Below are 3,325 nucleotides of genomic sequence, written 5' to 3'. Positions count from 1 at the left end.
CGAGGCTTACGGCACTTATGCACTGATTTCGGGAGAGGGCTCGGCGGAAGGCCAGGACCCGGCCGAGGCGCTGTGGGCGGCGGTGCGGATGCTGCCGGACAAGCAGCGCGACGCGGTGCTGCTGGTCTACGGCGAAGGCCTCAATCACGCGGCTGCGGCCGAGGTGATGGCGATCTCGGAGACGACGGTTTCCTGGCACATCCATGAAGCGAAGAAACGGCTGAAGGTGCTCATGCGTTCAGTCGGGGAAGTGTGACCATGGTCGACGACAACGAACTCGAAAGGCTGCGCGACCTCGCAGTGCCAGCGCCCGACGGCGAAGCGAAAACTCGCGCTTTGGCTGCCGCGATGCGCGCCTTCGACATGGAAAATATTTCGACGGCCACCCAAGGAACATCTGCAGGTCTTCGTCTCACGGAGCGAGCACAAATGCTCTGGAGAGAGATCATGCAACGGAAACTCATTGCCACGCCGGCCATCACCGCGCTGGTTGCGCTGCCTATCGCCGGCTATGCCGCTTTTGAGATGTTGAGGGAGCAGCCACCAGTCATCGGCGGCAACGAAGGTAAGGTGACCGAGACGGTGGCCGACAAGCCGGTGGCGCAGAAGCCTGCGAGCAATGGGCTGGCGACCAACGAACCGCTGGCGGCCGTGCCCGCCAAGGAGAAGAAGACCGACGCCGATAGCGAGGATCGCCTCAAGGATGAGGCGCAGATCGCGCCGGCGGCACCGAAGCCGGCCACGGAAGTCGACAGCCTGGTCAAGCAGGAGATGGCGCCCGACGCGTTGCCCGCTCCGGCGCCGGCAGAAAGCGGCCAACTTGCGTCCGGCGGACGCGCGAACGCTCAACCGCCCGTGGCCGCGATGCGGTCCGCACAGGCGCCTGCCGGCGCGGTCGCCGATTCCAAGCTGATGGCGCAGCCCGCGCCGATGCCGGCCGACCAGATGCAGCCGCAGGAGGAAAACCGCGACCGTATCGAGACCTTCAAGACCAATCCGGTGCACGAAACGGCGCAGGATCCGGTCTCGACCTTCTCGATCGACGTCGACACCGCCTCCTATTCCTTCGTGCGGCGCTCGCTGAAAGAAGGCACTCTGCCTGACCCCGATACGGTCCGGGTCGAGGAAATGATCAACTACTTCCCCTATGACTGGAAGGGGCCGGACTCGGCCGCGACGCCGTTCAACTCGACCGTCACCGTCATGCCGACGCCGTGGAACGAGCACACCAAGCTCATGCATGTCGCCATCAAGGGCTTCGACCTGAAGCCGGCCGAGCAGCCCAAGGCCAATCTGGTGTTCCTGATCGACGTGTCGGGCTCGATGGACGAGCCGGACAAGCTGCCGCTGCTCAAATCAGCCTTCCGGCTGCTGGTCAGCAAGCTCAAGGCCGACGACACCGTCTCGATCGTCACCTATGCCGGCAATGCCGGCACGGTGCTGATGCCGACCAAGGCGGCGGAAAAGCAGAAGATCCTTTCGGCCATCGACAATCTCGAGCCCGGCGGCTCGACGGCCGGCGAGGCGGGCATCCGGGAGGCCTACAAGCTTGCCGAGCAGTCCTTCGTCAAGGACGGCATCAACCGGGTGATGCTCGCCACCGACGGCGACTTCAATGTCGGCCAGACCGATGACGACGACCTCAAGCAGCTGATCGAGAAGGAGCGCAAGACCGGCGTCTTCCTGTCAGTGTTCGGTTTTGGACGCGGCAATCTGAACGACCAGATGATGCAGACCATCGCCCAGAACGGCAACGGCACGGCCGCCTATATCGACACGCTGGCCGAAGCCGAGAAGGTGCTGGTCGAGGACGCATCCTCGACGCTGTTCACCATCGCCAAGGACGTCAAGATCCAGGTCGAGTTCAACCCGGCCAAGGTCTCGGAATACCGCCTGGTCGGCTATGAGACGCGCGCCTTGAAGCGCGAGGACTTCAACAACGACCGCGTCGATGCCGGCGAGATCGGCTCCGGCCATTCGGTGACGGCGATCTACGAGATCACGCCCAAGGGCAGCGGCGCGGAACAGGTCGATCCGCTCCGCTACGGCCAGGCGAAAGTCGACAATGGCGGCATTGCCAATGCGGACGAATATGCCTTCGTCAAGATCCGCTACAAGCTGCCGAACGAAGACGTCTCCAAGCTGATCACCACGCCGGTGACCGCGGCCAATGAGGTGCCGTCCTTCGACGAGGCAGGAAGCGACCAGCGCTTCTCTGTCGCGGTGGCCGCCTTCGGACAGAAGCTGCGCGACGAGGATCAGACGGCGAATTTCGGCTACGACCGGATCCTGGAGATCGCCAACGCCGCCCGCGGCGCCGATCCGTTCGGCTACAGAGCCGAATTCCTGTCGCTGGTGCGCCTGGCGTCGTCACTGGGGGGTAACAAATAGGGTGTCGTGAAGATCGGGAACGCCGGCAGAGAAACACCCCGCCGGCCTTCGCGCCGATCGTTAAATTGCGCGGCTTTTCCGGAACCTCGTCGCAATGAGATTCTGTTAGTCAAAGCTGATAGAGGACTTCGAGGGGCTGGAATTGCATATTACCGGGAACGTCACATCGGCGGCGGGCAACCTCCAGGCTCGAGAACCATCCGGCCCGTCGGCGGAATCCTCGCGCATCAGAAGCGATGTCGACGCAGCCCGCAACACGGCGCTCTCCGCGCTGAACAACGACCGCTTCCGCGTGATGCTGGAGCAGATCAGCGACCCGCGCGCGTCCAGCGCCTTGATGACGATGGGTGTCGACAGCGGAGGCGGCGCCGCTACCGACCTCAATACGGCGCTGTCGCGCTACGCCGAAAACAGCGACTGAAGCAGGGCGGTTTTCAGGCGCGGCTGCGCCGCCGCTCGCGGCGGCCTTCGCCGGCCTCGGCCGAACCGGCCGAAGCAAGCTTGTTGCGCATCGGGCCGATGCGCTCGACGATCGTCTCGACGGTCGGGCGCGATGACTTGGTGTGAGCGTCGAGCGCCTTGCGCATGGCGGCAAGATGAGCGAACGAGGTGCCGCAGCAGCCGCCGACGATTTTTGCGCCGGCATCGACGGCCAGCCTGACATAGTCGGCCATCAACTCGGGCGTGCCGGAATAGTGGATCTCGCTGCCGCGGAATTCCGGAATGCCGCAATTGCCCTTGACGATCACGGTGGCCTCCGGTTTCGCCTCGGTCATGTCGAGCAGCGAGGCCAGGATGTCGGCCGCGCCGACGCCGCAATTGGCGCCGACGCCGAGCGGGGCCTGCGACAGACCGTCGGCGACGCCATGGATGTCCTTCGGCAACAGCCCCATCATGGTGCGGCCGGCGGTGTCGAAGGAACCGGTGTAGGTAT

General features: G+C 64.4%; 4 protein-coding genes. 3 read left to right on the top strand and 1 reads right to left on the bottom strand.

Annotation, left to right across the window (positions count from 1 at the left end; genetic code table 11):
- From EOA29_RS29905 to EOA29_RS29895, 3 genes are all read left to right on the top strand, one after another.
- On the top strand, nt 1-256 hold a 256-nt coding region (locus tag EOA29_RS29905), incomplete at its 5' end, for an RNA polymerase sigma factor (protein ID WP_145969866.1).
- A 2-nt stretch (nt 257-258) separates the two neighbouring features.
- Nucleotides 259-2,391, top strand: coding sequence for a VWA domain-containing protein (locus EOA29_RS29900; RefSeq protein ID WP_126093302.1), 2,133 nt, complete (start codon nt 259-261; stop codon nt 2,389-2,391).
- A 142-nt stretch (nt 2,392-2,533) separates the two neighbouring features.
- The gene (locus tag EOA29_RS29895; protein ID WP_126093303.1) at nt 2,534-2,812 is read left to right on the top strand and encodes a hypothetical protein; all 279 of its coding nucleotides are present in this window, start codon (nt 2,534-2,536) and stop codon (nt 2,810-2,812) included.
- Between the two features lie 13 nt (nt 2,813-2,825).
- Here EOA29_RS29895 and EOA29_RS29890 read toward each other — a convergent pair.
- Nucleotides 2,826-3,325: homocysteine S-methyltransferase family protein (locus EOA29_RS29890; RefSeq protein WP_189479027.1), on the bottom strand; the 500-nt coding region annotated here is incomplete at its 5' end.

Origin of the sequence: Mesorhizobium sp. M1E.F.Ca.ET.063.01.1.1, assembly GCF_003998155.1 — a bacterium.
GTDB lineage: Bacteria > Pseudomonadota > Alphaproteobacteria > Rhizobiales > Rhizobiaceae > Mesorhizobium.
Note: the sequence above shows the minus strand (reverse complement) of the source record. Positions and strands in the feature narration are given on the sequence as shown.